General features: G+C 72.1%; 25 protein-coding genes and 1 pseudogene. 13 read left to right on the top strand and 13 right to left on the bottom strand.

Features of this window, described 5'->3' with window-relative positions; all coding sequences use genetic code 11:
* The first annotated feature begins 92 nt into the window (after positions 1-92).
* Positions 93-614 (top strand): hypothetical protein, encoded by a 522-nt coding sequence (locus ABZ880_RS31210; protein ID WP_361269455.1) that lies wholly within the window; start codon positions 93-95, stop codon positions 612-614.
* A gap of 16 nt (positions 615-630) precedes the next feature.
* Here the strand turns inward: ABZ880_RS31210 and hemC are convergent, their stop codons facing one another.
* From hemC to ABZ880_RS31195, 3 genes are all read right to left on the bottom strand, one after another.
* Positions 631-1,566 (bottom strand): hydroxymethylbilane synthase, encoded by a 936-nt coding sequence (hemC, locus tag ABZ880_RS31205; protein WP_361269452.1) that lies wholly within the window; start codon positions 1,564-1,566, stop codon positions 631-633.
* Between the two features lie 62 nt (positions 1,567-1,628).
* A complete protein-coding gene (locus ABZ880_RS31200) occupies positions 1,629-2,486 on the bottom strand; it encodes a hypothetical protein (protein WP_361269449.1) in 858 nt (285 codons plus the stop codon).
* Positions 2,487-2,527: 41 nt separating this feature from the next.
* A complete protein-coding gene (locus ABZ880_RS31195; RefSeq protein ID WP_361269447.1) occupies positions 2,528-3,712 on the bottom strand; it encodes an MFS transporter in 1,185 nt (394 codons plus the stop codon).
* Between the two features lie 129 nt (positions 3,713-3,841).
* Here ABZ880_RS31195 and ABZ880_RS31190 point away from each other — a divergent pair, with 129 nt between their 5' ends.
* Positions 3,842-4,831, top strand: coding sequence for a DUF5937 family protein (locus ABZ880_RS31190; RefSeq protein WP_361269445.1), 990 nt, complete (start codon positions 3,842-3,844; stop codon positions 4,829-4,831).
* On the opposite strand, the gene ABZ880_RS31185 is transcribed toward ABZ880_RS31190, so the two are convergent.
* The 6 genes from ABZ880_RS31185 to ABZ880_RS31160 all read right to left on the bottom strand — a co-directional run bounded on the left by ABZ880_RS31185 (position 4,828) and on the right by ABZ880_RS31160 (position 12,243).
* Positions 4,828-5,844 carry a questin oxidase family protein gene (locus ABZ880_RS31185; RefSeq protein ID WP_361269443.1) on the bottom strand — a complete coding sequence of 339 codons (1,017 nt, stop codon included), beginning with the start codon at positions 5,842-5,844 and terminating at the stop codon, positions 4,828-4,830. The two genes, ABZ880_RS31190 and ABZ880_RS31185, sit on opposite strands and share 4 nt — an antisense overlap.
* A 155-nt stretch (positions 5,845-5,999) precedes the next feature.
* Positions 6,000-6,776 (bottom strand): NPP1 family protein, encoded by a 777-nt coding sequence (locus ABZ880_RS31180; protein ID WP_361269440.1) that lies wholly within the window; start codon positions 6,774-6,776, stop codon positions 6,000-6,002.
* 143 nt (positions 6,777-6,919) lie between these two features.
* Positions 6,920-7,900, bottom strand: coding sequence for a non-homologous end-joining DNA ligase (ligD, locus tag ABZ880_RS31175; protein WP_361269437.1), 981 nt, complete (start codon positions 7,898-7,900; stop codon positions 6,920-6,922).
* 115 nt (positions 7,901-8,015) lie between these two features.
* On the bottom strand, positions 8,016-8,699 hold the full coding sequence (locus ABZ880_RS31170; RefSeq protein WP_361269435.1) for a response regulator transcription factor: 684 nt from the start codon (positions 8,697-8,699) through the stop codon (positions 8,016-8,018).
* Between the two features lie 29 nt (positions 8,700-8,728).
* Complete coding sequence (locus ABZ880_RS31165) at positions 8,729-9,916, bottom strand: sensor histidine kinase (RefSeq protein WP_361269432.1); 1,188 nt, start codon at positions 9,914-9,916, stop codon at positions 8,729-8,731.
* Between the two features lie 116 nt (positions 9,917-10,032).
* On the bottom strand, positions 10,033-12,243 hold the full coding sequence (locus tag ABZ880_RS31160; RefSeq protein WP_361269430.1) for an MMPL family transporter: 2,211 nt from the start codon (positions 12,241-12,243) through the stop codon (positions 10,033-10,035).
* Between the two features lie 275 nt (positions 12,244-12,518).
* Here ABZ880_RS31160 and ABZ880_RS31155 point away from each other — a divergent pair, with 275 nt between their 5' ends.
* Positions 12,519-12,701 carry a hypothetical protein gene (locus ABZ880_RS31155; protein ID WP_361269427.1) on the top strand — a complete coding sequence of 61 codons (183 nt, stop codon included), beginning with the start codon at positions 12,519-12,521 and terminating at the stop codon, positions 12,699-12,701.
* An 88-nt stretch (positions 12,702-12,789) separates the two neighbouring features.
* Here the strand turns inward: ABZ880_RS31155 and ABZ880_RS31150 are convergent.
* Both ABZ880_RS31150 and ABZ880_RS31145 read right to left on the bottom strand, forming a co-directional pair.
* Positions 12,790-12,978: pseudogene (locus ABZ880_RS31150) on the bottom strand (MFS transporter); the annotation flags it as partial.
* An 89-nt stretch (positions 12,979-13,067) separates the two neighbouring features.
* Positions 13,068-14,270 (bottom strand): RNA-guided endonuclease TnpB family protein, encoded by a 1,203-nt coding sequence (locus tag ABZ880_RS31145; protein WP_361269425.1) that lies wholly within the window; start codon positions 14,268-14,270, stop codon positions 13,068-13,070.
* A gap of 277 nt (positions 14,271-14,547) precedes the next feature.
* Here ABZ880_RS31145 and ABZ880_RS31140 point away from each other — a divergent pair, with 277 nt between their 5' ends.
* Together ABZ880_RS31140 and ABZ880_RS31135 are read left to right on the top strand one after the other, a co-directional pair.
* The gene (locus ABZ880_RS31140) at positions 14,548-15,768 is read left to right on the top strand and encodes a cytochrome P450 (protein ID WP_361269422.1); all 1,221 of its coding nucleotides are present in this window, start codon (positions 14,548-14,550) and stop codon (positions 15,766-15,768) included.
* A gap of 2 nt (positions 15,769-15,770) precedes the next feature.
* A complete protein-coding gene (locus tag ABZ880_RS31135) occupies positions 15,771-16,421 on the top strand; it encodes a TetR family transcriptional regulator (RefSeq protein ID WP_361269419.1) in 651 nt (216 codons plus the stop codon).
* A 4-nt stretch (positions 16,422-16,425) separates the two neighbouring features.
* Here the strand turns inward: ABZ880_RS31135 and ABZ880_RS31130 are convergent, their stop codons facing one another.
* Positions 16,426-17,352 carry an SGNH/GDSL hydrolase family protein gene (locus ABZ880_RS31130; protein WP_361269417.1) on the bottom strand — a complete coding sequence of 309 codons (927 nt, stop codon included), beginning with the start codon at positions 17,350-17,352 and terminating at the stop codon, positions 16,426-16,428.
* Positions 17,353-17,637: 285 nt separating this feature from the next.
* On the opposite strand from ABZ880_RS31130, the gene ABZ880_RS31125 reads away from it, so the two are divergent.
* The 5 genes from ABZ880_RS31125 to ABZ880_RS31105 all read left to right on the top strand — a co-directional run bounded on the left by ABZ880_RS31125 (position 17,638) and on the right by ABZ880_RS31105 (position 22,101).
* Positions 17,638-18,381 (top strand): response regulator transcription factor, encoded by a 744-nt coding sequence (locus ABZ880_RS31125; protein ID WP_361269414.1) that lies wholly within the window; start codon positions 17,638-17,640, stop codon positions 18,379-18,381.
* A 339-nt stretch (positions 18,382-18,720) separates the two neighbouring features.
* Positions 18,721-19,953 carry a cytochrome P450 gene (locus ABZ880_RS31120; RefSeq protein ID WP_361269411.1) on the top strand — a complete coding sequence of 411 codons (1,233 nt, stop codon included), beginning with the start codon at positions 18,721-18,723 and terminating at the stop codon, positions 19,951-19,953.
* A gap of 55 nt (positions 19,954-20,008) precedes the next feature.
* A complete protein-coding gene (locus ABZ880_RS31115) occupies positions 20,009-20,203 on the top strand; it encodes a ferredoxin (protein WP_361269409.1) in 195 nt (64 codons plus the stop codon).
* A complete protein-coding gene (locus ABZ880_RS31110) occupies positions 20,200-21,387 on the top strand; it encodes an FAD-dependent oxidoreductase (protein WP_361269406.1) in 1,188 nt (395 codons plus the stop codon). Before ABZ880_RS31115 ends, ABZ880_RS31110 begins: the two co-directional genes overlap by 4 nt.
* A gap of 183 nt (positions 21,388-21,570) precedes the next feature.
* On the top strand, positions 21,571-22,101 hold the full coding sequence (locus ABZ880_RS31105; protein WP_361269403.1) for a MarR family transcriptional regulator: 531 nt from the start codon (positions 21,571-21,573) through the stop codon (positions 22,099-22,101).
* A gap of 1 nt (position 22,102) precedes the next feature.
* On the opposite strand, the gene ABZ880_RS31100 is transcribed toward ABZ880_RS31105, so the two are convergent.
* Complete coding sequence (locus ABZ880_RS31100; protein ID WP_361269400.1) at positions 22,103-23,302, bottom strand: MFS transporter; 1,200 nt, start codon at positions 23,300-23,302, stop codon at positions 22,103-22,105.
* Between the two features lie 54 nt (positions 23,303-23,356).
* On the opposite strand from ABZ880_RS31100, the gene ABZ880_RS31095 reads away from it, so the two are divergent.
* The 3 genes from ABZ880_RS31095 to ABZ880_RS31085 all read left to right on the top strand — a co-directional run bounded on the left by ABZ880_RS31095 (position 23,357) and on the right by ABZ880_RS31085 (position 25,041).
* Positions 23,357-24,124: a helix-turn-helix transcriptional regulator gene (locus tag ABZ880_RS31095; protein ID WP_361269397.1), complete on the top strand. Its 768-nt coding sequence runs from the start codon at positions 23,357-23,359 to the stop codon at positions 24,122-24,124.
* Positions 24,125-24,196: 72 nt separating this feature from the next.
* Positions 24,197-24,577, top strand: coding sequence for a DoxX family protein (locus ABZ880_RS31090; RefSeq protein WP_361269394.1), 381 nt, complete (start codon positions 24,197-24,199; stop codon positions 24,575-24,577).
* A complete protein-coding gene (locus ABZ880_RS31085) occupies positions 24,574-25,041 on the top strand; it encodes a peroxiredoxin (RefSeq protein ID WP_361269392.1) in 468 nt (155 codons plus the stop codon). Before ABZ880_RS31090 ends, ABZ880_RS31085 begins: the two co-directional genes overlap by 4 nt.
* Positions 25,042-25,155: the final 114 nt, after the last annotated feature.

The following is a 25,155-nucleotide window of genomic DNA, read 5'->3' as shown; positions in this document are numbered from 1 at the left end:
GCGAAGCCGCTGGCCACAGCGCATTCTGCTCATTTGACAGTGCGCTCAGGGCACAGATAGGAAGCAGCTCTCTGAGGTCGAAGAGGTGGACTGTGTACGAGCCGAACGTGGTCGGGGACTGGCAGGAGTACGACGAGCATGCCGGTCTGCGTCTGCGCGTCCACCGACTGGAAGCCGCCGAGCCGCCGCGCGGACGGGACGACGCGGCCGCCGGGCTGACGTACTTCAGCCTCCGGGTGACCGTGGAGAACCGCGGCAGCCGGCACCTCGGCGTCACCCTCGAGGACGGCCAGATCGACGTCAGGATCGGCCCCGACGGCGAGGCCGCGTTCATCGACTGGCGCAACTCGCAGTTCATCGAGGGCTTCGACGTCTACCCGCTGCGCCGGGCCACCGCCGTGCTGTTCGCAGCGGGCCCGGAGGCCGCCCTGAGCCAGGTCGACGTGCAGGTCCAGCTGCGCGTCGAGGAGGAGTGGACCGACCGCCGACTGTGGGCGGGCGGCATCGGCCTGCACGAGGAGCCCGCCTGCGCCCACGCGAAGGCGGGACGGGAGGGCCTGGCCCACCAGGTGAGCAACTTCCTGCGGGACCAGGCGGAAGAGGGCACCGCCTGAGCGGCGCCCGTCCGTCTCAGTGCGGGATGCCGTCGATGATCTCGCGTGCGCCCTGACGCAGCAGCGCTACGGCGACCGACGTTCCCAGCGTCGCGGGGTCGAGTCGGCCCGCCCACTCGTGGGCCTTCAGCCGGGTCTTGCCGTCCGGGGTGAACACGCAGGCGCGGAGGGACAGTTCGCCCCCCTGGTCCACGCGCGCGTACCCGGCGATCGGGCTGTTGCAGTGCCCCTGCAGCACATGCAGGAACATCCGCTCCGCGGTGGCCTCCCGGTGTGTGTCCGGGTCACCCAGAGCGCTGACCGCGTCGATGAGGTCGGTGTCGCCCTCCCGGCACTGCAGGGCGAGGATGCCCGCGCCGATCGACGGCATCATCGTCTCCGGCGAGAGAGTCTCGGTGATCACGTCCTGGCGTCCGATGCGCTCCAGGCCCGCCGCCGCGAGCAGCAGCGCGTCCGCCTCGCCGGCCGCCAGCTTCGCCAGCCGCCGGTTGGCGTTGCCGCGGAACGGTACGCACTCCAGGTGCGGGTGGGTGGCGGCGAGTTGGGCGACGCGGCGCACCGCGGAGGTGCCGACCCGGGTCCCCTCCGGAAGCTCGTCCAGCGTGAGGCCGTCCGGATGCACCAGGGCGTCACGGACGTCGTCCCGCTTCAGGAACGCGGCGAACGTCGTGCCCGCCGGCAGCGGCCGGTCGGCCGGCACGTCCTTGAGGCAGTGCACCGCGAGATCGGCCTCGCCGGCCAGCAGCGCGGCGTCCACCTCCTTGGTGAACGCCCCCTTGCCCTCCACCTTGGACAGCGCGCCCATCCACTTGTCACCGGTCGTCTTCACCGGCACCACCTCGGTGCGCACACCGGGATGCAGGACGGCCAACTCGGCGCGGACACGCTCCACTTGGGCGAGCGCCATCGGCGAGTCGCGGGAGACGATACGGATCAGTTCGGGGACGGACATGCGGACACGATAGACCTTCCAAAGGGGCCTCCCGTGCCGTACGGCCCCATTCGGGGGCCGGATCACACCGCGGGCAGCCGCCAGTCGAAGGGGAAGAGGTCCTCCTGCCAGCCCGGCGTCCCGGCGAGCTCGGCGGCCCTGGCCGGGGTGCGCACCAGGCAGCGGTGACGCAGGAGTTCGCACCGCTCGTCCGGCGTCAGCACGGAGCCGGTCCACTCCACGTCGATGCCGTCGCCGTCCGCCAAGGCGTTGAGCTCCGCGCCCGCAGCGGTGCGCAGGTCCACCCGCAGGTCCGTGCGCCACTGCGAGTTGTGCCCCCAGCCCTGGGACAGATCGACGGTCGGGCGGTGCCGGCGCCGGTATGCCCAGTAGAGCGGGGACCGGTCCGCCACACCGCGCTCGGCATGCCGGACCCCCGCGCGCACCCGGACCCCGGCCCGGCCGAACAGCAGCGGTCCCAGCCACAGCCCGGGCCACACGACCCCGGTGATCCGGACCGGCTCGTCCGGATCCTCGGCCTGCTCGACCTCGACGATCTCGTGCAGGAACGGATCGAACACGCCGCTCTCCTCGAACGACGTCATGCCGAGCCGCCCGAACAGCTCCAGGTACTGACCCATGGTCACGGCCGACGACCACGGCTCGTCCCGCCCGGTGTGCGGCTGAAACGCCAGCAGGAGCACGTCACTGACGCGGCTCAGCGCATACAGCTCCCACAGCAGCTCCTGGCACCCCGCGTCCGGCCCCTCCGCGGCCCACCGCGGCAGCAGCCCCGCCCCCGCGACGAGCTTCGCGCGGTACTCGCCCGCCGCTCGCTCCAGCCACGGCTCCACCACCGTGCCGTACACGTCCGCGCCTGTGTGCTCCCGCAGCCCCTCGAACAACTGCCGTGCGCAGAGCCAGCCCTCCTTCGTGTCCATGCGCGCACACTAGCCAGCCCCGGCACCGGTGATCCAAGGGTTTACCGCGGCTCCGCTACCGCGGCCGACACCCTGGGCTCCGGCCAGGCCAGCACCGCGAGCGCGCCCACCGTGAGCAGCCCGCCGGCCAGGAACGTGCCGCGCACCCCGACGACCGGCAGCAGCCCCGCGCCGAGCAGCGCCCCGGCGGCCACCCCCACGTTGAAGGCGGCCGAGTTGGCCGCGAGCGCCGTCTCGGTGCGGCCCGGCGCCACCCGCAGCACCTGGCTCTGCGTCGCCATGAAGACGGGCGCGACCGAGGCGCCGAGCAGCATGAGCAGTCCGACCGCCGCCACCCGACTGCTCCCGGCCGCGTACAGGCCCAGCAGGGCCGTCGCCTGCGTCGCCACCGGCACGGTGAGGGTGGCGCGCGGGAAACGGTCCAGGAGCGGCCCGGTGAGCGTGACACCGGCCAGTGCGGCCACGCCGAACGCGAACAGCACACCGCTCACCGCGTCCTCGTCGAACCCGCTGACGTCCTCGAGCAGGGCGGCGACGTACGTGAATCCGGCGAACATCCCGGTCACCGACAGGGCGGTGGTGGCGACGACGACGAGGAACCGGCGCCGGTCCGGGGCGGTGCCGTACGCCGCGTGATTCTCCTGGGGCCGGGAGGTCGGCAGCAGCACGGCGATGAGGACGAGGGAGACGAGCGCGAGCACGCCGAGCACGACGAACGGCGCCCGCCAGCCGCCGTGACCGCCCAGCCAGGTCCCGGCCGGCACGCCGAGCACCGTGGCCAGCGAACCGCCGACCGACAGCAACCCCATGACCCGGCCCCGCCGTCCGGGCGGGAACAGCCCGACCGCGACCGGCCCCATCACCACCCAGAACGCGGCCTGCGCGAGCGCGGTGACCACTCGCGCCGCGAGCAGCGGCCCGTACGAGACGGCGTCCAGCGCCGACACCCAGCTGGCCACGGCCAACAGCCCCAGGAGCCCGGCGAGCAGAAACCGGCGCGGCACGGACCCCGTGACATGGGCGGCCGGCAGCGACACCACGGCCACCGTCAGGCCGTACCCGGTGACCAGCGCGCCCACCGCCCCGAGCGACACCCCGAGGTCGGCCGCCATCAGCGACAGCAGGCCCACGGGCAGGTTCTCTGCGGTGTTGAAGGTGAAAGCCGCCAGCATCAGCGCCGCGACGACGGCGCCCCTGCGCCACGCGGCCGGACGTACGCTGCCCATCCAGGAGCCCTCCAGGGTTTCGCGAAACAGCCGGTGTCGGGAAACGGCCGGGGCAAGCGTGCTGGTCCCAGGGGGAGGGCTTCTACTGTTTCGATCCAGACCGAATCGGACGCGCTCACGGAGGCCGCCTTGCCGTTGACCCTGCATCTGGGCGCCGACGACCTGACACGCTGCCGGTTCGCGATCTCACCCCTGTGCCAGACCCACGAGGCGCTGCGGATGCTGCGCCGCCCCGCCCGGCACGGCTACCACCACGCCTGGCTGCGCCGCATGGGCCGCACCCTGGAAGGCCTCGACCTGTCGCCCCTGTGGCTGTTCGTCCCGCGACCCGGCGGCTACACCCCGGACTTCCTCGGCCCGCCGCCCGACGAGCCGTACCCCACCATCGACGACGAACTGGCCCGCATGCGCGCCACCGAACCCGGCCTGGCCCGCGCCGAGATGGCCCGTTCGCTCTCCTGCACGCCCGGTCTCGCCGAGTCGCCGCAGGCCCGCGCCGCACTCGACGACCCGGCCGGCACCGTCCGCCGACTTGCCGACCTCACCGAACTGGCCTGGCACGCCCTGCTCGCCCCGGACTGGCCGCGCCACCGCGCCGTCCTGGAGGCCGACATCGCCCACCGCTCCCGCAGGGCCGCCGACGGCGGTCTCGACGCGCTGCTCACCGGCCTGCACCCCACCGTCGACTGGGCCGGCCACACCCTCACCCTGCGCAGATACGAGGACCAGGCCGAGGCCCAACGGCCCGACGGGCGCGGCGTCCTGCTCATGCCGAGCGTGTTCGTGTGGCCGGACGTGGTCAGCGGCTTCGCCCGACCCTGGCAACCGACCGTCATCTACCCCGCCCGCGGCATGGGCCGCCTGCACACCGCCCCGGTGCCGCGCCCGCCGCAGGCCCTCGCCCGCCTCCTCGGCCACCAGCGCGCCGCCCTCCTCACCGGCCTGACCACCCCCGCCTCGACCACGGACCTGGCCCGCCGGCACACCCTGGCCCCGTCCACCGTGTCGGCCCACCTCACGGCGCTGCGCGAGGCGGGCCTGCTCGACTCACGGCGCCAGGGCTACTACGTGCTCTACGGGCGGACGGCCCTCGGAGACGCCCTGGTGAGCACCGACTAGGCCAGCGGCACGCTGAGTTCGATCGCGCGCTGCGCCGCCACAAGGGCCCGGTCGTCGCCGACGTCCAGGGCGGTGTCGGTGAACTTGATGACGTGCTCGTCGCCGTGCGCGAGCGCCCGCTCCACGACCTCCTCGGCCGTCAGGCGCGCCGGAGGCGTGTAGTCGACCGGTTCGGCGGGGGTGTACATCGCGGTGACCGCCGCGGACGCCGTCCAAGCCGCATGCAGACTGGGTGCCCACAGCTGCCGAGGCAGCGAACTCAGGGTGCGCAGCACGGCGTTGGGGGCCGTGGCCGCGTGGACGAGCATGGTCTCCTCGCCGTGGCCGTGGCTGGCGTACCGGTGCGTCGCGGCCGCCACCAGCTCGGTGAGCCGCTCCCGTGCGATGTCCGGGTCGGCCACATCGCCCGCCCAGAGCGGGAGTTGGCGTACCGCTGCCAAACGGGTGGAGAAGCCCCGCAACCCCTCGGGGATCGCGGGAACCCCGTCCAGGGATTCCGCGGCGGTCGCGGCACCGGGCAGCAGGGCGACGCCGGACACGGTGTGGTGCACGGCCGCCCAGTAGCCCAGGGCGTGGGCGAGTTCGGCGAGGCGGGGCTGGTTCTCGCCGGACTCCAGGCTGCGTACGGCGTGGCCGACCCGGATCACCGGGTGGGTGGCGCCGCCGTACAGGCCGGGCAGCAGGCGCGGCCACCACTCGGCAAGGACGCTCTGCCACGGCTGCTGGGCGAGGGCGCGGGAGAAGTGGTCGATCCAGTCGGCGGCCCGGCGTGGATCGCCCAGCGCCGAGGGCCAGTTGGCTGCGGTGACGGGGGCCGTGCGGTCGGGGAAGTCCTCGAGCTTGGCCCGGTACCGGTCGATCCAACGGTGCACGGCGTCCGCCTGGCCGTGTGCGGCGAGCGCCTCGACGACCATCGGGGCGTGGTTGCTGAGCCGTCCCAGTCGCTCAGGTCCCGAGGCGTGGAGTCGTTCCAGGGCTTCTTCGAGCTGCCCGCTCGTGTCGCTCGTGTCCATGCCACGACGCTAGGCAGCCGACCGGGACGGCGGATCGGGCGCGGGACGGAAGCCGGACGCGGCGCGGGTCCTAGACCCCGAGGACCAGATCCACCGTGAAACGGGCGGCTTCCACCACGGCCGTGGAGCTCTGCAAGGGGAGCCGCCCCGGGGGTTCAGGCGTTCGGGTCGAACGCGATGCCGGACGGCTTCGCCGACGACAGGTGCGAGGCGAAATTGCTGTCCTTCAGGCCGAAGTTGGCGCTGCCGAAGTCGTAGGCGCTCAGCTTGTCGCGCAGTCCGGCCGGGTAGCCGTTCCAGCCGACCAGCGGCGGGTACTGCCAGGTGTGCTTGTCGTTCTCCGGCGGCTCGTCGTTGGAGTTGGCCAGCCGGAAGCAGTGCGTGCTGATGCCGTCCTTGTGGTAGACGATCTTCGCGTGGCTGCCCTCGAAGCGCACGTCCGAGGCCGCGTGCACGGTGAACGAGCCGTGGTTGGAGGTGGAGACGTACTTGATCTGGTTGTCCTGCACCCAGATCACCACGTGCTCCCAGTCGTGGCGGTGCCCGCCGATACTGCTGCCCGCCACGGCCTGGTCCTTCTCGAAGTACAGGCCGTACAGGTACGCGCACCAGCCGTTGTTGCACTTGTAGCGCGAGTAGCTGTTGGTGTTGTCGAGGTCCGAGGCGTCGTGGCACTGCCCGTTGAGGGCACCGGTCGGCTTCAGGCCGCCGTTGATCGTGCCGTCGGGGCCGATGGCCGGGGTGGAGTAGCAGCCGTCCGTGTCGTAGTCGAACGCCGGCTGGTACGTGAACTCCGCGGACTCGGCATTGGCGGGCAGCGCCTGCGGCGGGGCGGCGAAGGCGGCGGTGGGGAAGGCGACGACGAGGGCGGCGGCGCCGGCGAGACCGGTCAGCCATCTCCTGCGGTGTGTCTTGAACACGGGTGACGACACTGCGTCCTCCTCTTGGTCCGGGCGCAGCCCAACGGCTGTGGGGGGCAAGGGAGTTCAGCATCCCGGGTTTTCACTTCCGGGCCAAGATGTCGCAGGCGTATCAGGAGTGAAGCGCAGCCCAATGTTCGGATTGTGACGGGGTGTCAGGCCGGATCGTCCGGCCGGTCGGCCGACGAGTCCTCCGGCGCGAGGTCCGGGCGCAGCCGCAGCCAGGACGGCTGGCGCAGCAGTCCGGCCCTGGTGCGCGTGCTGTAGCGGACCTCGCCGACCAGGCGGGGCACGACCCAGTGCGCGGCCGTGATCTGCGGGACGGGGTCGAAGGGGCACACGTCGGTCGCGCCCGCCCGCAGCAGCCCGGCGAGTTCGGTCCGCTCGGCCTCGCTCCAGCCGGTGCCCACGTTGCCGACGTACCGCAGGCGTCCCGCGGCCCGCTGGCCGAGCAGGACGGCGCCGGGCAGTCCCGACAGCCGCCCCTTGCCCGGCAGCCAGCCGCCCACGATCACGTCCTCGCTGTGCATGTTGCGGATCTTGATCCAGGCCCGGGAGCGCACCCCGGGCTCGTACGCCGAGTCCAGCCGCTTGCAGACCAGGCCCTCCAGGCCGTGCTCGCGGGTGGCCTGGAGGGCGTGCTCGCCGTTTCCGACGAGTGCGGCCGGGGTGGACCAGAACGGGCCGTCGAGAGCGAGCTGCTCCAGCATCCCGCGCCGCCGGGCGTAGGCGTGTGCGAGGAGGTCCTGGCCCGCCAGGTGCATCACGTCGAACAGGACGAGGTGCACGGGCACCTTCGCCGCCTGGCGGGCGGCCTTGGCCGGCGCGTGGGCCAGTCCCATGCGGGACTGCAGCAACTGGAAGTCGGCGCGGCCCTGTTCGTCCAGGGCCAGCACCTCCCCGTCCAGTACGGCGGGTGTCGTGCCGAGCGCAGTGCCCAGCGGCTGCAGTTCGGGATAGGCGGCGGTGATGTCCTCGCCGGAGCGGGCGCGCAGCAGCAGGCTGCCGTCGCCTTCGAGGTAGGCCACCACGCGCTGGCCGTCCTGCTTGGTCTCGTAGGCCCAGCGGGCGTCCTGCGCGGCCGACGGCAGGGTGCCGGCCGTGGCGAGCATGGGCGGGATGAGCGGGAGGGTCACGTGGTGAGTTGTCGACGGTGCCGTCCGCCGCCACTCGCCCCGCCCGCCGGTTTCCCCTGAACGGCGCTGCCCATGGGCCGCTCGGGGGCCCGTGGAACCTCCGCGGGCCGGCTGCTCAGCGCTCTCCGGGCGCCGGGGCCTGGACGAGGCCCGACTGGTAGGCGATGACGACCAGTTGGGCGCGGTCGCGGGCGCCCAGTTTCGTCATCGCGCGATGGACGTGGGTGCGTACGGTCAAGGGGCTGACGAAGAGCTTCTCGGCGATCTCCTCGTTGGAGTGGCCCTCGGCCACCCAGGCCATCACCTCCCGCTCGCGCGCGGTGAGTGCGGCCAGGTCCTCGGCCGCCGCCAGCCGTGCGCCCTGCGCGGGCGCGGTGAGGAAGCGCGTGATCAGGGCGCGCGTGGCGAGCGGGGAGAGCAGGGACTCGCCGGCGGCCACGGTCCGGATGCCGTCCAGGAGTGCGTCGGCGGTCACGTCCTTGCCGAGGAAGCCGCTCGCCCCGGCCCGCAGCGCCTGGGCGACGTACTCGTCGATCTCGAACGTGGTGAGGATCAGCACGCGTGTGCCTGCGAGGTCGGGGTCGGCGCAGATCGCGGACGTGGCGGCCAGGCCGTCGGTGCCGGGCATGCGGATGTCCATCAGGACGAGGTCGGGGCGGTGCACGCGTGCGAGGGCGACGGCCTCGCCGCCGTCGGTGGCCTCGCCGACCACCTCCATGTCGTCGCAGGAGTCGATCAGGATCCGGAACGTGGCCCGCAGCAGGGCCTGGTCGTCGGCGAGCAGCACGCGGATGGTCATGGTGTCCGTTCCTGTCGTCTCACGGTGGGTCAGGGTGCGGTGGGGTACAGGGGCAGTCGGGTGGTGACCTCGTAGCCGCCCTCGAGCCGGTGGCCGGCCTGGAGGGCGCCGCCGACGGACCTGGCACGCTCCCGCATGCCTATCAGGCCGAAGCCGTGGCCCGGGGCGGGGACCGTGGGTGTGGTGGAGGTGCCGTCGTCCGTGACGCTGATGGTGAGCTGGTCGTCGCCGTAGTGGAGGTGTACGTGCGCCGCCTCGGCCGCGGCGTGCTTGGTGACGTTGGTCAGTGCCTCCTGCACGATGCGGTAGGCGGTCAGGTCCACGCCGGGTGTCAGCGGCCGGGACGGGCCCTCCGTGATCACTTTGACGGTCAGGCCCGTGGACTTGAACGCGTCCGTCAGCTCGGCGAGTTGGCCGAGGCCGGGGGTCGGGGCGAGGGGAGCGTCGGGGTCGTCCTGCTGGCGCAGCAGGCCCACGGTGGACTTCATCTCGCGCAGTGCCGAGGACGTCGTACCGGCGAGGTCGGTGAGGATCTTCTGGACCTGTTCGGGATGGGTGCGGGCCAGGTGTGCCGCGGTGCCGGCCTGGGCGTTGGCCAGGGCCAGGTGGTGGGCGACGACGTCGTGCAGCTCGCGGGCGATGCGCATGCGTTCTTCGGCGACCCGGTGGCGTGCCTCCTCCTCCCGGCTGCGTTCGGCGTATTCGGCGCGGGCCTGGACGGCCTCCAGGTAGGCGCCCCGTATCCGGATCGTGGTGCCGGTGGCGACCGGGAGCAGCAGCCAGGCGGCGGGGCCGAGGGTCTTCAGGGGCCAGGGGTGGTCGTTGGGGTCGACGAGGAAGGCCGGGGTCACCACCACCGCGAGGGTGGCGAAGAAGAAGATCCGGGTGGTGGGGCGGTCGGTGGTGACGGCCAGCCGCAGGAGGGCGAGCATGACCGGCGCGAGCACCAGCGGTGTGAGCAGATGGCCCAGCGCGGCGGTGGCCGCGGCACCGAGGGCGGTCACGGTGACGACGGTGCGGGGGTGGCTGCGCTGCCAGAACAGGGCACCGCAGGAGACGGCCGCCAGGAGGATCGTCAGGCCCACCGAGTCCGGCCGGTCGGTGCCGGGCACGCGGATCTCGCTGCCGAAGAGGAACGCGGCGAACAGCAGCGCGGACGTCATGGTGTCGACGGTGCGGACGTGGTCGTCCGCGTATCGCTGCCAAGGGATGCTCATCGCGCCTCTCCGGTCGGGTCCTGGAAGCCATGGTGGGCGATGCCCGCCGGGAACGACGGGCGAGGGTCGCCCGTGTCCGGCGACACGGGCGACCCTCTCGGGGCAAGAGGGACTGGTCAGATGCGGGCGGACTCCCGTACGGCGGGCTCGGCGGGGGCCGGGCCGGCGGGGTCCGTGCGGGTGAGCGCCTCGCCCTCGACGTCGACGACGGGCAGCGCCCGGTCCAGCCACCGCGGCAGCCACCAGGCCGCCTTGCCGAGCAGGGCGAGCACGGCCGGTACGAACGCCATGCGGACGACGAACGCGTCCAGCAGGACGGCCGCGGCCAGACCGAACCCGATCATCTTGATCATCGATTCGCCGGCGCCGATGAAGCCCGAGAACACCGCGATCATGATTGCGGCGGCGGCCACGACGACCCGGGCGCTGTGCCGGAAGCCGCTGGTGACGGCCCGGCCGGGCGGGTCCCCGTGGACGTACGCCTCCCGGATCCGGGCGACGAGGAAGACCTCGTAGTCCATGGCGAGGCCGAACACGATGCCCACCAGGAAGATCGGCATCAGGTTCATGATCGGGCCGGTCTCCGCCACGCCCAGCAGCCCTGCGCCGTAGCCCCACTGGAAGACCGCGACGACCGAGCCGAGCGCGGCGAGGACGGACAGGAGGAAGCCCAGGGCCGCCTTGAGGGGGACCAGGACGGACCGGAAGACCACCAGCAGCAGGACGAAGGCCAGGCCGACCACGACCGTGAGGTAGGGGATCAGCGCGGACTGCGTCTTCTCGGAGATGTCGATGTTCAGCGCGGTCGTGCCGGTGACCTCGAAGGTCGCCCCGGTCGAGGCGTCGATGGCGGGGCGGTGGTCGCGGATGGCGCCCACCAGGTCCTGGGTCTTCTTGTCGCTGGGGCCGGTGGCGGGGGTGGCGGCGAACACCGCGGTGTCCCCGGCCGCGTTGAACCGGGCCGGCGAGACGGACACGACGCCCTTCTCCCCGGCGATCTTCTCGGAGATCGCCGTCACGGCGCCCTCGGGGTCACTGGCCCCCTTGGCGTCCACGACGATCGTCAGTGGCCCGTTGAAGCCCGGGCCGAAGCCCTTGGCGAGGGCGTCGTAGGCGCGCCGTTCGGTGGTCGACGTCGACTTGACCTCGTCGCCGGGCATGCCCAGCTGCAGATCCGTCACCGGTACGGCGAGCGCACCCAGGCCCACGACGCTCAGCAGCAGTACCGCGGCCGGTCGGCGCAGCACGAACCGGGCCCAGCGGCTGCCCCCGTTGTTCTCGCCCGCCTCCTGGATACGGCCGCTTCTGCGGGCGGAGCGCGCGAGGACGGCGTTGGGCCACCAGCCGAGCAGGGCCGGCACGAGCGTCAGCGAGATCAGTACGGCGACGACGACCGCGCCGGCCGCCGCCAGGCCCATCTTGGTGAGCATCGGGATGCCCACCACCGACAGGCCGGCCAGCGCGATGACCACGGTGAGCCCGGCGAAGACGACGGCCGAGCCCGCGGTCCCGGCGGCGAGCCCCGCCGCGTCCTGCGGTGCGCGCCCCTTGGCGCGTTCCTCGCGGAAGCGGGAGACGACGAACATGGCGTAGTCGATGCCCACCGCGAGGCCCAGCATCGTGGCCAGCGTGCCCGTCGTCGACGACAGCCCCAAGGCGTTCGCCAGGGCGAGGATCGAGGCCATGCTGACACCGACGCCGACCACCGCGGTCAGCAGCGGCAGTCCGGCCGCGGCCAGCGAGCCGAAGGTCAGCAGCAGCACCACGGCGGCGATCCCGATGCCGATCGCCTCGGCCGCGCCGCCCGCGGCCGGCTTGGAGGCCAGGGCCGTACCGCCGACCTCGACGGTCAGCCCCGAGTCCCGGGCCCGGTCGATGGCGGTCTCGAGGTGCTTCCTGCCGGCGTCGGTGAGGTCGTCGGCCCTGGTGTTGAAGGAGACCGTCGAGTACGCGGTCGAGCCGTCCTTGCTCACCGCCTGCGCCTGGAAGGGATCGACGGCGCCGGAGACCTGGGAGCCGTCGGCCGCCTCCTTCACGAACTTCTCGATCACCGTGCGGTTGGCGGTGGCGGTGACCTTCTGCCCGCCGGGCGCGACGAACACGACGCGGGAGCTCGCGCCGTTCGCGGTGGTGCCGGGGAAGCGCTGCTCCAGCAGGTCGAACGCCTTCTGCGACTCGATGCCGGGCATGGAGTCGGTCCTGTCCTCGGCGGCGGGGGCGGTGGCGGCTGCGGCACCGACGGCGCCGAGCACCACCACCCACAACAGGACGAACAGCAGGCGCCGCCGGAAGGCCAGTCGGCCCAGCCGGCACAGGAAAGTTGCCATGGAAACGGGGGTCCCCCATCCGATCTCGGGTACCTGCCCAGACTCCCGGGACGGAGCCGTCCGGTCGTCGTGCGTCTGCCGACAATCGGGCCTACTGAGAACGCAGTAGACGGTCCGTCACCGTCATCCCGGAGCACGACCGGGACGTCGTCGCAGCGGTGGTGGAGCTGGCTGCACCACCGGTTCGGGAGCGCACTCCATCGAAGCGGCGGGCCCGCGACGGAAGGGTTTGCGGCACACGTTCGAACCGTTCACCGTCCCGGAAGGAAGCACCGATGAAGCCCCTGCTGGCGTCGCGGCCCGTGCTCTGGTTCCTGTTCCTGTTCAACCTCGCCGTCGCGGCCGTGGCCCCCTTCGCCGTCGACGGCGCGCAGGGCGTGCTGACCGCCGTCGGCATGGGCGTCGTCTCCCTCGGAGCGGGGGTCAGCCTGCTGCGCGGCCGCAGGAAGCCCGCCTGATGGCCGCGGACCGTCGGCCGGCGATCCGCTCGCCGCGGCAGGCGCTGCGGGCGCGGTCCGGTCACCAGCAGCATGCGCGGCTTGCCGACATGTCGCCGAGCCAGCCGACCACGGGCGTGGCCACGGCGGTGGCGAGCAACGTGGCCGTCACGGCCGACGCGGTGTCCGACGAGGGAGCGTCCAGCAACCTGGGCAGCTCCGGGACGATCGGGATGCCCAGCGTCTGCATCAGCGAGCCGATGATGTCGGCGAAGGCCAGACCGCCACCACGGCGCATGGCCGCGCCGCCTGACGGCCGCGGGTTGGTGTTGTTTTTCTGGGAAGGGCGTCGGACTTGACGCTCTCCCTCCTGGGGGAGGGAGATTCTCATGGCTCGCGCTGTGAGACTTCCTGCTTCATCGCCGACTGCCCGCCCGGAGTTATCCGTTGAGGTCTTACACCGGCTCCACAGGCCGACACCGCCCGTCCGGCGGCCAGAAGGTTCTTCGCCGCGTTCACGTCCCGGTCGTGGGTCGTGCCGCAGTCGCATGTCCAGGTGCGGACGTGCAGCGGCATGCTCTCGGCGAGCGTGCCGCAGTGGGAGCACAGCCTGGAGGAGGGGAAGAAGCGATCGACCGCGATCACTTCCCGCCCGTACCAGGCGGCCTTGTACTCCAGAAGGCTGCGGAACTCGGCCCATGCCGCGTCGCTGATGGCGCGGGCCAGGCTCCGGTGCTTGACCATGTTGCGCACGATCAGGTCCTCGATCACGATCGTTTGGTTGTCACGAACGAGTCGGGTGGTCAGCTTGTGCAGGCCGTCACGGCGCCGGTCGACGATCCGCGCATGGATCTTCGCGACCCTGCGTCGGGCCTTCCTGCGGTTGGCGCCGTCTCCCTTGGCCTTACGGGCAACGCTGCGCTGGGCCTTGGCGAGCCGGGTCCGGTCGCGGCGCTCGTGCCGGGGGTTGGCGATCTTCTCGCCGGTGGACAGGGTCAGCAGGTGATCCAGGCCGACATCCACGCCGACCGCCGCATCCGTGGCCGGAAGCGGCTTCAGGCCCGGGTCCTCGCACAGCAGGGACACGAACCAGCGGCCCGCGCTGTCCTGCGACACCGTCACGGTGGACGGCCTCGCCCCTTGCGGGAGGGGCCGGGACCACACAATGTCCAGCGGCTGCGCCATTTTCGCCAGCGTCAGCCTTCCGTCCCGGAAGCGGAATCCGCTGGTGGTGTACTCCGCGCTCTTGCGGGACTTCTTCCGGGACTTGAAGCGCGGGTACCTGGCCCGCTTGGCGAAGAAGTGGGTGAACGCGGTCTGCAAGTGCCGCAGCGTCTGCTGCAACGGCACCGACGACACGTCGTTGAGGAACGCCAGCTCCCCGGTCTTCTTCCATGCCGTCAGCATCGCCGAGGTCTGGTTGTAGTTGACCCGCTCCTGCCGCGCCCACGCCTGAGTGCGGGCGGCGAGTGCCAAGTTGTAGACCTTGCGCACGCAGCCGAACGTGCGCGACAGCTCGGCCGCCTGCGCATCACTCGGATAGAAGCGGTACTTGAACGCCCGCTTCACGCACGTCGGGGTCACGCTCACAAACTAGTGAAACCTCATGCGAAGACCAAACTGCGGGCCAGAGTCCTGCTATCCGTCTTGGCGGCGAATCGCATGCCCTCACCCTGCTCCGCAGGAGTCCGTTTCCTCCCCGCCCTGAAGTGAAGGGCGGAGAATCCACGGAGAAATCAGATGAAGAAGCCTCCATGCGATGGGGGAGAGGGGCCGAAATCCCGGCCGAGTTTAAGTCAGCTGCTTGACTTACCTTAGAGGCTCCGTTTGCCTGAGCGTGCGGCGACCGCCGGACGGAGGAGGGCGTATGCACCCGACCGAGGACGAACGGCCCCTGAGCTATCCGTTGCACGGCGCTACGGCCCTGGAGCCGCCCGCCGAGTGGGACGCGCTGCGCGAGCGCTGCCCGTTCGCGCCCGTGACCCTGCCCAGCGGGGACGAGGTGCTGCTGCTGACCCGCCACGAGGACGTCCGCCGGATGCTCTCCGACGGGCGGTTCGCCAGCATGCTGCGCGCCGAGGGCGCGGCCCGGCTCGCGGACGACGAGTCGGGCGGGGTGTTCGGCGGCGACATGGCGATGGCGATTCCGGCCCGCGGCGAGGCGCACCGGCGCTGGCGCCGGACGGTGGGCCGGTGGTTCACCGCCGAGCGGGTGGCCGCGCTGCGGCCGGGCATCGAGGCGGTGGCCGAGAAGCTCGTCGACGACATGGTCTCCCACGGGCACCCGGCGGACCTGCGGGCACAGCTGGCCTTCCCGCTGCCCCTGTGGGTGATCTGCGACCTCCTCGGCGTCCCGGCCGCGGACCACGACCGGTTCTCGTACTGGTCCGACGTCCTGCTCAACCTCACCCGGTACGGCCAGGACGAGATCGAGCAGGCGCAGGACGACTTCGTCGACTACCTCGCCGCGCACGTCTACACCAAGCGGGAGATGCCCAGCGCCGACCTGCTCAGCGACCTCGTCGTCGCCTGGGACCCGGACGGCGACCCCATGTCCGAGCGCGAACTGGTCTTCACCGGCCAGGCCCTGCTGGTCGCCGGGCACGAGACCACCGCGAACGTCATCGGCAAGACGGTGGCCCTGCTCCTGGCCGACCGCAGCCGCTGGGAACGGCTGCTCGCCGACCGCTCGCTGGTCGGCCCCGCGGTTGAGGAGGCGCTGCGCTTCGACGCCGACCCCGGCATCGGCGTGCCCCGCTATCTCGACGAGCCGCTCGAGATCGCAGGCCACCTGCTGCCGCCCGGCACGACCGTGCTGTGCAGCACCGCGGCCGCCAACCGGGACGAGAGCGTCTTCGACCTGCCCGACGAGATGCTCCTCGACCGCGGCCCCAACCCTCATCTCGCCTTTGGCGCCGGAGCCCACTCCTGTCTGGGTCAGGACCTGGCCCGCGCGGAGCTGTGCACCGTGCTTCACGTGCTGTTGCGTAGGCTTCCGTCGCTGGAACTCGCCGCACCGCCGGCGGACCTGCGACGGCTCGAGGGGCTGGCCGTCGGAGGGCTGAGCGAAGTCCCGGTGCGGTGGTGAGCATGACGGGCAGGACGGTGCGGGCGGAACAGGTCAGCGCGACACGGGAGCTGATCCTGACCGCCGCCGAGCGGCTGTTCGCCGAGCGTGGTGTGAACGCCGTCTCCAACCGTCAGGTCAGCGAGGCCGCCGGACAGGGCAACAACACGGCCGTCGGCTACCACTTCGGCACCAAGGCCGACCTGGTCCGCGCCATCGTCCGCAAGCACGCGGAGCGCATCGAGGAGATCCGGGCCCGGCTGCTGGCCGGGATCGGCGACTCCACGGACGTACGCGACTGGGCGGACTGCCTGGTGCGCCCGATCCCCGAACATCTCGCGAACCTGGGCGGCCCCACCTGGTACGCGCGGTTCTGCGCGCAGCTGATGACCGACCCGTCGCTCCACGAGATCCTGGTCGAGGAGTCCCTCGCCTCCCCGACCCTGCGGCAGATCATCGACGGGCTGACCCGCTGTCTGCCCGAGCTGCCCCCAGAAGTCCGCGCGGAACGCGGCGAGATGGCCCGCCACCTCATCGTCCACATGCCCGCCGAACGCGAGCGCGCGGTCGCCGAGAACCTGCCCACGCCCCGCGCCAACTGGCACGACGCGGCGAGCGGCCTCGTCGACGCGCTCGTCGGCCTGTGGCTGGCTCCGGTGGCGCCGGGCCGCTGAGTGCTCAGCCGGCGGCGCCGAGCGTCTTCAGGACGGCGTCGGCCATGCCCCGTTCGCCCCGCTCGTTGGGATGGACGGAGGCGGCCTGCGCGAGGGGCACGAGCGGCTCCACCCAGCGCGTGTCCCGGGCCGAACAGGCGTCGCGGCCCACGGAGGGCGTGTACGTGTCGACGTACCCGGCCTCGGCGGCCTCGGCGCGCTTTTGCAGCACCGTGTTGAGCTGCTGCTCCTTGGCGTGCAGATAGGCGACGTCCCCGGGTGCGAGGCCCATCCCGCCGCCGCAGCCGGAGTCCTTGGCCGGCAGGATCGCCGGGTACCCGACGACGTACACACGGGCCTCGGGTGCCCGGCGCCTGATCTCGCCGAGGGTGCGGGCGAGTCGCTCGTCCACCGCGTGGATCTTCTCCTGAACGGCGTCGGTGTCCCCGGAGGCATACCGCTCGCGGCACGGGGCGTCCTTGCCGGCGTGCTCGCCGCGGCTGAGTGCGTAGTACAACACCCCTTGCTCCACGCACTGCTTGATCATCGAGCTGAAGCCGATGTCGTTCCCGCCGATGCCGAGGGTCACCAGCCGCGTCCGGGCGGACAGCGCCGACAGCTGGGCCGCGTTGGTGCCGTCGTCGGTGACCTGCGCGGCGGACAGGTCGGCGAGGGTGGCGCCGCTGCAGCTCACATCGCGGAAGTCGCTTGCTGCGAGCCCGAGTCGGCGGGCCACCAGCGCGGGGTAGTTGCGGTCGGAGCGCTCGCAGCCGGCGGGTTTGCCGTTCTGGTCCGGGATGCGCGGACCGGCGGTGTAGGAGTCGCCCAGCGCGACGTAGGGACCCTTTGGCGGGGCCGGATCGGCGTCGTCGTGGTGGGCGACGCCGACCGCGACGCCCAGCGCGGCGAAAGCGAGCACCCCGGCCAGCCCGGCTCGTACAGAGGTCTTCATCGGTGTGTCCTGCTCTTCCGTCTCGGAGGGTCCCGCGCCGCTGGGGCGCGTCCGGACACGGCGAATGCCGAACCGTGGCTCGGCCGGGGGAGAGCGGCTGGGACAACCGAGCGGGGGCGGAGGAGTCGCCGCCTCCGCGGACCTGGCGCCGGTCGGGGAGACCGGGACTTCATCCCGTACGGCGATACGGGTTGCTTGCGTCAGGCAAGCACAGATAGATTACTTGAGTCAAGCAATGGATCCGATTTACTTGAGTTAGGCAAGCAGAACGGTAGGGTGAGTGGCATGCCCCCCTCGTCGCAGAACGGCACCGTCAGCGAGAGGCCTGCGCTCGCTCGCGGGGCCGGACAGCACGTCCTGGTCGTCGCGGGCGAACCGGATCTGGCCGAACTGCTGTCGACCACGCTGGAGCTGGCGGGCTACCGCATCAGCCTGGCCGGCACCGGGACCGAGGCGATGGCGCGAGCCATGCAGCACCGCTACGACCTCGTGGTCCTCGACGCCACGCTGCCGGACCTGGCGGGCCTCGGCAGGGCGCGCCGCCCGCCCGCCGCCCACCGGCCGCCGGTCCTCTTCCTGACCGCGTACGACTCCCTGGACCGGCTCCTGCCCGAACTCGGACTGGGGGAGAAGGACTACGTGACCAAGCCCTTCCGGGTGGCCGAAGTCCTGGCCAGGATGCAGGTGTTGCTGCGCGGCCCGAACCGGGGCTCGCGCCGGGACGGCGGACTCGCCTACTGCGACCTGGTCCTCGACGACGCCCAGTGCCAGGCGCGGCGCGGCAGACGCGCGCTCGACCTGACCCCCGCCGAGTACCGGCTGCTGCGCCACCTCCTCGTCAACGCGCACCGGGTGCTGTCCAAGGAGCAGATCGGCCGCTACGTCTGGGGCGACTTCCGCGGCGGCAACGCGATCGAGCAGCTCGTCTCCCGCCTTCGCCGCAAAGTCGACCGGGAGGATGCGCCGGTCCTGATCCACACGCGCAGAGGCTTCGGTTACTGGCTCGGGAAGGCCGACGCGGAGATCTGACAAGCCGGAGAGCAAACACCTGGCGGTGTATGCGGGCCCTCGTGAGGGGCGGCGACCTGACAGGGGGCGCCGCCCCTCACGGCGTGTACGGCGCTCGCGTCCGAAGTGACGTCATGCCCTCAACTCACTTGCTTGGCAAGGGGGTTGTCAAAATCCTGCCCGTGTGTCGGGCGGTCGCCGATCGCCTCAACTCGCAATGTGATCCGGCTCACGTCAGCTTTCTGTCAGGTGACTGACCGGAAGGCGTCAGCCCCCTCTGTTTGCATGTGCTCATCGAGGCCTCGACCACTTCACCCCGGCGCTCCGCCCGAACGGAGCCCCCCACCACCGAGGAGAACCATGGCCGACACCCTGGCCACACCCGTGCCCGAAGTGCCGGACGCCGCCCCCGAGTTCCCGATGCCCCGGGCGGGCCGCTGTCCCTTCGACCCGCCGCCCGCCCTGAAGGACCTGCAGGAGCAGGCACCGCTCGTCAAGGTGCGCCTGTGGGACGGCAGCGAGCCGTGGCTCGTGACCCGTTACGCCGAGCAGCGGGCGATCCTGGGCGATTCCCGCGTCAGCGCGGACACCGACCGGCCCGGCTACCCGACCAAGGCCTCGCCCGACGCCGGCGAGGGCAAGCTCAGCTTCATCATGATGGACGACCCCGAACACGCCCGGCTGCGCCGGATGGTGACGGCGCCGTTCGCCATCAAGAAGGTGGAGGCCCTGCGGCCCGCCGTGCAGCGGATCGTGGACGACCTCATCGACGACATGCTGACCGGACCGCAGCCGGTGGACCTCGTGGAGGCGTTCGCCCTGCCGATCCCCTCGCTGGTGATCTGCGAACTGCTCGGCGTGCCCTACGACGACCACGCCTTCTTCCAGGACAACACCAAGACCATGGTCCACCGCGACGCCACCCCCGAACAGCGGGGACAGGCAAGTCGCGAGGTGGCCGCGTATCTGGCCGAACTCATCGGCAAGCGGCTCGCCGAGCCCGAGGACGACCTCCTCTCCAGCATCGCCGGGCGCATCACCGCCGGCGAGATCGACCACCAGCAGGCGACCGAGATGGCGCTGCTCCTGCTGATCGCGGGCCACGAGACCACCGCCAACATGATCGCCCTGGGCACCCTCGCCCTCCTGGAGAACCCCGACCAGCTCGCCCTGCTGCGCGAGAGCGACGACCCCGAACTCGTCGCATCCGCCGTCGAGGAACTACTGCGCTACCTGCACATCACCCACCTGGGACGGCGCCGCGCGGTCACCGAGGACATCGAGATCGCCGGCCAGGTCATCAAGGCCGGCGAGGGCGTGATCATGGTCAACGAGATCGGCAACCGCGACCCGAAAGTGTTCCCCGACCCCGACCGGCTCGACATCACCCGCGACGCCCGCCGCCACGTCGCCTTCGGCTTCGGCGTCCACCAGTGCCTGGGCCAGCCACTGGCGCGCATGGAGCTCCAGGTCGTCTACGGCACCCTCTACCGGCGCATCCCCACGCTGAAGCTCGCCTGCGACCTTCAGGACGTCAGGTTCAAGCACGACGCGTTCATCTACGGCGTCCATGAGCTGCCCGTCGCCTGGTGACGGCTCCCCGTCCCGCGAACCCTCGACAACCACGAAAGAAACAAAGGGGATTGACATGAAGGTGGAGCTGGAGGCCGACAAGTGCGTCGCCTCGGGGCAGTGCGTGCTCGCCGCGATGGACGTGTTCGACCAGGACGACGACGGCATCGCGATCCTGCTCGACGACAAGCCCGCGCCCGAACTCCTCGACGACGTCAAGGAAGCCGTCGCGGTCTGCCCGGCCGCCGCGATCCGACTGGTCGAGCAGTGAGGCGCATCGTCGTCGTCGGAGCCTCGGCCGCCGGACTCGCGGCGGCCGAGACCCTCCGCCGTGAGGGCTACGACGGCACCCTCACCCTCGTGGGCGACGAACCGCATCCCCCGTACGACCGCCCGCCCCTGTCCAAGCAACTGCTCGCCGCGGAGTGGGAGTCCGGGCGCCTCGCCCTGCGCACCCCCGCCGACCTGACCGCCCTCGACCTCGACCTGCGCCTCGGTGTCCCGGCCACCGGCCTCCGACTCGCCGACAGCAGCGTGGGGTTGGCGGACGGCTGCGAAGTGCCCTACGACGGACTGATCGTGGCCACCGGAGTGCGGGCGCGCCGGCTGCCCGGCGAGGGTGCGCATGTGCTGCGCACCCTGGACGACGCGCTGACGCTGCGCGACCGGCTCGGGCCGGGGCTGCGGCTGGTCGTGGTGGGCGCCGGATTCCTCGGGGCGGAGGCCGCCGCCGTGGCCTGGCGGCTCGGCGCCGAGGTGACCCTCCTCGAACCGGCTCCCGTGCCCCTGGCGCACGCCGTCGGCACGGAGGTCGGCGAGCTGCTCACCCGTGCCCACCTCGAGCGGGGCGTGGACCTGCGCTGCGGGGTGAGCGTGCGCGAGGTGACCGAGGACGGGGTGCGGCTCGCGGACGGCGAGGTGATCGAGGCCGACGAGGTGCTGGTCGCCGTCGGCTCGCTGCCGAACACCGAGTGGCTCGAGGGCAGCGGACTGACCGTCGGCGACGGCGTGGTCTGCGACGAGTACTGCGAGGCCGCCCGGAACGTGTACGCGGCCGGCGACGTCGCCCGCTGGTACAACCCCCTGTTCGGCACGGCCATGCGGATCGAGCACCGCACCAACGCCGCCGAACAGGGCATGGCCGCCGCCCGCAACCTGCTCGCCCCGGCAGCCCGCAAGCCGTTCGCGCCGGTGCCGTACTTCTGGTCCGACCAGTACGACATGAAGATCCAGGCGTACGGCTATCTGCGGGGGCACGACGAAGTCGCCGTGGTGGACGGCGACCTGGGCGAGCGCCGGTTCGTCGCCGCGTACCGCACCGGCGACCGCGTGACCGGCGCCCTCGCGGTCGGCATGCCGCCCAAGGCCATCCGGCAGTGGCGGCAGGCGATCGCGTCCGGAGCGATGTGGGACGAGGCGGTGCGCAGGCAGCAGCCCTCTCCAACAGGGGCCTGAAACAGGACGGTTGGGCGGGGCGCGACGGCAGGCGCCAGCACAGGGCCCGGGTGAGGCGGATTCCGCGTCACCCGGGCCTTCTCATGCTTCCGGTGCCGGCGGAGTCGTACGTTCGCAGTACCCCGAGGTAAACGCACGCAGTAGATTACTTGAGTTACGCAACAAGATGGTAAAGTGGGTCGCATGGCCACACCACCGCTCCCCGACGTCCCCGTCACTCCCGCGTCCGAGGAGGTGACCGAGATCGAGCGTGCGCTGACCCGCATCACCTACCTGAGCACGCGCGCCCGCCAGCACGACCGGCTGATGGCCCTGGCCGGCGTCCCGCTGGACCGCGCCGCGGTGGCGCTGCTGCGACAGGTCGCCGACTCGGAGCCGCTGCGTCCCGGGGAGCTGGCCGTCCAACTGGGGGTGGAGGCCTCCCACATCACACGCACCGTGCAGCAGCTGCAGAAGTCCGGTTACGTCACCCGCGTCCCCGACCCCGACGACCGCCGCGCCCAGCGCATCCAGCTCACCGAGGCCGGCCGGCAGGCCATAGACCGCATCCGCGACGCCGGTGCCCGCGGGATGCAGCTGGCCCTGTCCGACTGGTCGCCCGAGGAACTGGGCCAGCTCGCCACGCTCTTTCACCGCATGGTCGACGACTTCCTCGCCTACGCCATCGACGAGGAGCCGGAGGAGCAGCCGGTCGCGCGGGCGGGCACCGTCTGACCTAGGGCGAGGTCTCGCGGCGGCGACGGCCGGGCGTCCCCCGCACTGACGTCGGCTCCACCGGCGGCATCGGCTCGCGAAGACCGCACAGCAGGAGCCGGCCCAGAGCGGGCAGCGCGATCAGGGGGACCAGGGCGGTCTGCAGTGAGGTCGCGTCGGCCAGCGCTCCGACGGCAGGGGCGGCCAGCCCGCCCACGCTCACCGTCAGCCCCAGCGTCACGCCACTCGCGGTGCCCATTCGCCGGGGCAGAAAATCCTGGCCGAGCGTGATGTGCAGAGCGAAGGGGACGTACAGGCCGGCCGAGGTGAGGGCGACGAACAGGTAGACCACCGGGCCGGGGACGAGGACCACGCCCGCGACGGCCAGGACCGTCAGGACGTACGACCGGCGCACCACCGTGACACGCCCGTACCGGTCGGCAAGCCGGCCGCCCGCCAGCGTGCCCAGCGCACCGCCGACGTACAGCACGAAGAGCGCCGCCGCCCCGGCCGCCTCGCCGTCGCCGGTGCGCTCACGCACGTGCAGCGAAATGAAGGCACTCAGGCCGACGAAGACGATCGAGCGGCAGACGATCGCGCCGGACAGGCGCAGGAACGATGCCCAGTCGTCAGTGCCGGTGGCCTCGGGGGCACGGTCGGCTCGGGCGCGGCTGCCCGAAGAGCGCACTGCGGCCGCCCACGACATTGCCCCCGCCACCGCAGGGAGGGTCAGCAGAGGGGTAGCGCGCAGGCCCCAGGTGGCGACGACCGCGGCGACGAGCGGCGGGGCGAGTGCGAAGCCGATGTTGCCGCCGAGGGAGAACCAGCCCATCGCCGTGTTGCTCCCGCCCGCGGCGACGCGGGCCGCCCGGGCCGCCTCCGGGTGGTAGGCCGCGACACCGATGCCGGAGACGGCGACGGCCGCCAGAGTGAGCGGATACGAGCCGCCGAGCCCGCACAGGGCGACACCTGCCCCCGCGGTCAGCGCGCTGAGCGGCAGCAGCCACGGGAGCGGGCGCCGGTCCGTCAGCGCCCCGAACAGCGGCTGCACCAGCGACGACAGCAGGGAGGCGGCCAGGACGACGCCCGAGGCGGCGGCGTAGGTGTAGGCACGCTCGGACACGAAGAACGGCACGAGCGCGGCGACGGCTCCCTGATAGACGTCGACGCAGGCGTGGCCCAGGGAGAGGAGGGCGATGGGGCGGTTGCGAGAGGTGGACACCCTGCGATCGTCGGGGGAGCGGTGCCTGGCCCGCTTTCGATAATCTGCCTACTTGTGTCGAACATCCGCCACACCCCGAAGGCGCCGACCCGCGCGCGGAGCCTCGCCGCCGGAGAACGCATCGACGCGCACCGGCACGACGAGCACCAGATCGTGTACGCGGGATCCGGTGTCCTGGCCGTCACCACCGACGCCGGTACCTGGTTCGCCCCCGGAACCCGTGCCATCTGGGTGCCCGCGGGAACCGCGCACGCCCACCGCGCCCACGGGCATCTCGAGCTGCACCTGGTCGGCCTGCCCGCCGGCGACAACCCCCTTGCCCTGGACGCGCCGACCGTCCTCGCGGTCAGCCCGCTCCTGCGCGAGCTGATCCGCACCTACACCCGCGACCCCGACCAGGACAGCCCCGAACGCCGCCGTCTGCTCGCCGTCCTGCGCGACCAACTGCGCGCCTCGCCCCAGCAGCCGATGCGCCTGCCCACCCCGACCGACCCCCGCCTGGCCGCCGTCTGCGCGATCGTCCACACGAACCCCGCCGACCCCCGCACCCTCGCCGCCCTGGGCGCCGCGACCGGCGCCGGCGAACGCACCCTCAGCCGTCTCTTCCGCAGCGAGTTCGGCATGACCTTCCCGCAGTGGCGCACCCAGTCCCGCCTCTACCACGCCCTGCGCATGCTCGCCGACGACACACCCGTCACGACGGTCGCCCACCGCTGCGGCTGGTCCTCCACCAGCGCCTTCATCGACGTCTTCCGCCGCTCCTTCGGCTGCACGCCCGGAACGCACAACCGCCGCGCACAGACCGCCCTTTCCGGACGGTGAACACCCAGCCCCGCTGCCATCCCCCTTCTACCCTCCGGTAACATCGCCCGGCAGGTCATCAGAGGAGGAACCGTGTCACGGTCCGAACGCTCGCCCCTGCTGCTCGCCGGCCTGCTGGCCACCGCGGGTGTCGCCCACTTCGCCTCGCCACGCCAGTTCGACGCGACCATCCCGCAGGCGCTGCCGGGCACGCCCCGGACTTGGACGTACGCCAGCGGCGCCGCGGAACTGGCACTCGCCGCGGGCATCGCGCTGCCCCGCACACGGAAGACGGCGGCCCTCGCAGCCGCCGCGTTCTTCGTCGGCGTCTTCCCCGCCAACGTGAAGATGGCCGTCGACTGGCGCCACCGCCCCACGCCGCAGAAGGCCGCGGCCATCGGGCGGCTGCCGCTGCAGCTGCCCCTCGTGCTGTGGGCCCGCAGCGTCGCGAAGAACGGGGAGGGACGGTCGTGACCGAGCGCATCGACGTCGGCGTCAAGGTCGACGACTTCGAACTGCCGGACGAGACCGGCACCCCCCGCACGCTGTCCGAACTGCTCGCCGACGGACCGGTCGTGCTCTTCTTCTACCCCGCCGCCCTGACCGCCGGCTGCACCGCGGAGGCCTGCCACTTCCGCGACCTGGCCGCCGAGTTCGCCGCCGCCGGCGCCCGGCCCGTGGGCATCAGCGGCGACACCGTCGACAAGCAGCAGGAGTTCACCGGCCGCCACAACCTCGGCATGCCGCTGCTGTCCGACGCCGACGGCTCGATCCGCGAGCTGTTCGGCGTGAAACGGGGCTTCAGCCTGGCGCCCACCAGACGGGTCACCTTCGTCATAGACCAGGACCGCACGATCCTCGAGGTCGTGCGCAGCGAACTGCGCATGAACACCCACGCCGACCGCGCCCTGGCCGCCCTGCAGGCTCGACAGAAGTGACGTCACGGACGTGACGTCAACGAAGCGGAGGGCCCTACCCCCTCCGTTTCGGGTCACATACCCGAGGCTCGGAACCCCGGCAGCTCGTGACCACAACTGGCTGAGGTGGTCCGG

Source organism: Streptomyces sp. NPDC047043 (genome assembly GCF_040644055.1).
Lineage (GTDB): Bacteria > Actinomycetota > Actinomycetes > Streptomycetales > Streptomycetaceae > Streptomyces.
Note: the sequence above shows the minus strand (reverse complement) of the source record. Positions and strands in the feature narration are given on the sequence as shown.

Coding starts and splice junctions, on each gene's coding strand:
- hemC (WP_361269452.1), bottom strand. CDS start 1,566: ATGTCCGTCCCCGAACTGATCCGTATCGTCTCCCGCGACTCGCCGATG.
- ABZ880_RS31200 (WP_361269449.1), bottom strand. CDS start 2,486: ATGGACACGAAGGAGGGCTGGCTCTGCGCACGGCAGTTGTTCGAGGGG.
- ABZ880_RS31195 (WP_361269447.1), bottom strand. CDS start 3,712: ATGGGCAGCGTACGTCCGGCCGCGTGGCGCAGGGGCGCCGTCGTCGCG.
- ABZ880_RS31185 (WP_361269443.1), bottom strand. CDS start 5,844: ATGGACACGAGCGACACGAGCGGGCAGCTCGAAGAAGCCCTGGAACGA.
- ABZ880_RS31170 (WP_361269435.1), bottom strand. CDS start 8,699: ATGACCATCCGCGTGCTGCTCGCCGACGACCAGGCCCTGCTGCGGGCC.
- ABZ880_RS31165 (WP_361269432.1), bottom strand. CDS start 9,916: ATGAGCATCCCTTGGCAGCGATACGCGGACGACCACGTCCGCACCGTC.
- ABZ880_RS31160 (WP_361269430.1), bottom strand. CDS start 12,243: ATGGCAACTTTCCTGTGCCGGCTGGGCCGACTGGCCTTCCGGCGGCGC.
- ABZ880_RS31155 (WP_361269427.1), top strand. CDS start 12,519: ATGAAGCCCCTGCTGGCGTCGCGGCCCGTGCTCTGGTTCCTGTTCCTG.
- ABZ880_RS31140 (WP_361269422.1), top strand. CDS start 14,548: ATGCACCCGACCGAGGACGAACGGCCCCTGAGCTATCCGTTGCACGGC.
- ABZ880_RS31135 (WP_361269419.1), top strand. CDS start 15,771: ATGACGGGCAGGACGGTGCGGGCGGAACAGGTCAGCGCGACACGGGAG.
- ABZ880_RS31130 (WP_361269417.1), bottom strand. CDS start 17,352: ATGAAGACCTCTGTACGAGCCGGGCTGGCCGGGGTGCTCGCTTTCGCC.
- ABZ880_RS31125 (WP_361269414.1), top strand. CDS start 17,638: ATGCCCCCCTCGTCGCAGAACGGCACCGTCAGCGAGAGGCCTGCGCTC.
- ABZ880_RS31120 (WP_361269411.1), top strand. CDS start 18,721: ATGGCCGACACCCTGGCCACACCCGTGCCCGAAGTGCCGGACGCCGCC.
- ABZ880_RS31115 (WP_361269409.1), top strand. CDS start 20,009: ATGAAGGTGGAGCTGGAGGCCGACAAGTGCGTCGCCTCGGGGCAGTGC.
- ABZ880_RS31105 (WP_361269403.1), top strand. CDS start 21,571: ATGGCCACACCACCGCTCCCCGACGTCCCCGTCACTCCCGCGTCCGAG.